The 2,585-nt window shown below is 71.7% G+C and carries 4 protein-coding genes; 3 read left to right on the forward strand and 1 reads right to left on the reverse strand.

The genetic code is table 11. The annotated features are described in order from the left end of the window. The 3 genes from AC0CYZ_RS06575 to AC0CYZ_RS06585 all read left to right on the forward strand — a co-directional run. A partial coding sequence (locus AC0CYZ_RS06575; RefSeq protein WP_472213513.1) for a polysaccharide deacetylase family protein occupies positions 1 to 351 on the forward strand: 351 nt, incomplete at its 5' end. A 96-nt stretch (positions 352 to 447) separates the two neighbouring features. Then, on the forward strand, positions 448 to 1,305 hold the full coding sequence (locus AC0CYZ_RS06580; RefSeq protein WP_472213515.1) for an SDR family NAD(P)-dependent oxidoreductase: 858 nt from the start codon (positions 448 to 450) through the stop codon (positions 1,303 to 1,305). Positions 1,306 to 1,429: 124 nt separating this feature from the next. Beyond that, positions 1,430 to 1,699: a hypothetical protein gene (locus AC0CYZ_RS06585; RefSeq protein ID WP_472213517.1), complete on the forward strand. Its 270-nt coding sequence runs from the start codon at positions 1,430 to 1,432 to the stop codon at positions 1,697 to 1,699. A gap of 297 nt (positions 1,700 to 1,996) precedes the next feature. On the opposite strand, the gene AC0CYZ_RS06590 is transcribed toward AC0CYZ_RS06585, so the two are convergent. Next, a partial coding sequence (locus AC0CYZ_RS06590; RefSeq protein ID WP_472213520.1) for a DUF933 domain-containing protein occupies positions 1,997 to 2,585 on the reverse strand: 589 nt, incomplete at its 5' end.

Genomic DNA, 2,585 nt, shown 5'->3' on the forward strand with positions numbered 1-2,585 from the left:
CTGCCCCCGGGGGACTTCCGGGACGGGCTCCGTGCGACCCAGCGGGTGCTCGAGGCCCACGGCCCGGTGCGGTGGTTCCGGCCCGGCTCGGGGTGGCCGACGTCCGGCCACCTCGCGATCGCCGAGGAGGAGGGCCTGCGCTGCGTGCTGGGCACCGCGGTGGCGATCGGCGGTGCCGGGGCCGGGACGGCGAGGACCGCGCGACGACTGGGCCGGGTCGTGCGCCGCGGTTCGATCGTCGTGCTGCACGAGGGCCCGCACCGCGCGGGCATCGCCGACACCGTGGACGAGCTGGTGGAGCGCACGGCCCGCAGGGGCCTGTCGGCGGTGACGCTCTCCGAGGCGGCCTGAGCCGCTCCCGTGGCCGCCGGGTCGAGGTCGGGCGGCGGGCGGAGCCCGGGCGGGCCGACGACCCCCACATCCGAGAACCGAGGAGCAGGATCTCCCATGACCACCATCGCGATCACCGGCGCGACCGACGGCCTCGGCCGCGCGCTCGCCGTGCGCCTCGCGGCCGACGACGACGTCCGCCTCGTCCTGCACGGGCGCGACCCCGCAAGACTGGACGAGGTCGCCGCCGAGGTGCGGGCCGCCGGCTCGACGGACCCGCTCACCGTGACCGCCGACCTGGCCGACCTCGCCCAGGTCGCACGACTGGCCGACGACGTCACCGAGCAGCTCGACACGCTCGACGTGCTCGTCAACAACGCGGGCATCGGCTCCGGGGAGCCCGACGGCCGCGAGCGCCGCACCAGCCACGACGGCATCGAGCTGCGCTTCGCGGTGAACTACCTCGCGACCTTCGTGCTCACCGAGAACCTGCTGCCGCTCCTGCGGAGCTCGAGCACGGCGGAGCGCGCGGCCCGGGTCGTCCACGTCTCGTCGCTCGGCCAGCACCCGCTCGACCTCGACGACCTCATGCTCGAGCACGGCTACTCCGGCGGCCGCGCCTACGCGCAGAGCAAACTCGCGCAGATCATGCACTGCTTCGACCTCGCGCAGCGGTTCGCGGCCGACGAGCTGACCGCCACCTGCCTGCACCCCGGCACCTACATGCCGACCAAGATCGTGTTGAACGAGATCGGTCGCAGCGTCGACACCCTCTCCTCCGGCGTCGAGGCCACCCGCCGGCTCGCGGTCGATCCGGCGCTCGAGGGCACCACCGGACGGTTCTTCGACCGCCTCCGGCTTGCCGACCCACACCCCCAGGCCGGGGACGTGCAGGTCCGGTCCGCCCTGCGCGCCTGCAGCCTCGACCTCGCGAGCGGATACCTCCGGGCGCCCGGCGGGGAGCCCGATTCGTGATCTCACTGGGATGGCCGAATCAACGCGGCTATTCGAGTGTGAAATCAAATGGTCGCACCGAATCGTGGGACGGTGAGTGACCCACAGCGCCGACAGGGCGCCGACTCGCCGCCGAGGAGTACCCATGTACGCAGTCGTTGTCACTGCCCGCTTCGACCCGGATCGCGCCGAGGAGACCGCGAACGATCTCGCCACCATCGTCGTACCCCAGGCGAAGGCGGCACCGGGGTTCGTGCGGGGCACGTGGTGCGGGAGCCAGGGCTCAGGACACGCCATGATCGTGTTCGACACCCGGGAGCACGCCGAGCAGATGGCCGCGGCGCACACCCCTCCGCCCGAGGCATCGGTCCGGATCGAGAGCATCGGGACCTACGAGGTGCACGCGGAGGCCTGAGTCGAGGGTGGCGAACGGCGCCCTCAGCAGATGCGGGAAGGGGATCCCCGACGAGCAGATTGACGATTCGTGGAGAAACGTGAACTCACGCTCGCCATCACGTGACCAGTACGTCGCGTGTGGCCCTCGCTGCCTGAGGAGTTCCCCGCACAGCCTTGTGAGCATCGCCCTCAGCCGCTCGGCCTGGATCGAAGGACCACTGCTCCTCCACCCGCCGACCTCCTCTCACGCGGCCGCACGGCACGTTGTTGGCCTCTTCGTCTGGCTGAGGCAGGTCGTACACCCCGCCCGGCCCGGTCAGACGTTGAAGCGGAACTCGACCACGTCGCCGTCGTGCATGACGTAGTCCTTGCCCTCCATCCGGACCTTCCCGGCGCTCCGGGCGGCGGCCATCGACCCGGCCGCCACGAGATCGTCGTAGGAGACGATCTCGGCCTTGATGAAGCCCCGCTGGAAGTCGGTGTGGATGACCCCGGCCGCCTCGGGCGCGGTGGCCCCGATCGGGATCGTCCAGGCCCGCGACTCCTTCGGGCCCGCCGTCAGGTAGGTCTGCAGACCGAGGGTGCGGAACCCGGCGCGGGCGAGCGCGTCGAGGCCCGGCTCCGGCTGGCCGATCGACTCGAGCAGCTCCTGCGCCGATTCGTCGTCGATCTCGAGCAGCTCCTGCTCGACCTTCGCGTCGAGGAACACCGCCTCCGCGGGCGCCACCAGCTCGCTCAGCTCCTTGCGCCGGGCGTCGTCGGTGAGCACGCCCTCGTCGGCGTTGAAGACGTAGAGGAACGGCTTGACCGTCAGCAGGTTCAGCTCGCGCAACGCCGGTGAGTTCAGCCCGGCCGAGAACAGCGTCCGGCCCTCGTTGAGGACGGTCGCCGCGTGCTGCACCTCC

The sequence above is a fragment of the Actinomycetospora sp. genome (genome assembly GCF_055612215.1).

What these genes read in the sequence shown, in the direction of transcription:
- AC0CYZ_RS06580 (WP_472213515.1), top strand. Translation starts at nt 448, where the DNA reads ATGACCACCATCGCGATCACCGGCGCGACCGACGGCCTCGGCCGCGCG.
- AC0CYZ_RS06585 (WP_472213517.1), top strand. Translation starts at nt 1,430, where the DNA reads ATGTACGCAGTCGTTGTCACTGCCCGCTTCGACCCGGATCGCGCCGAG.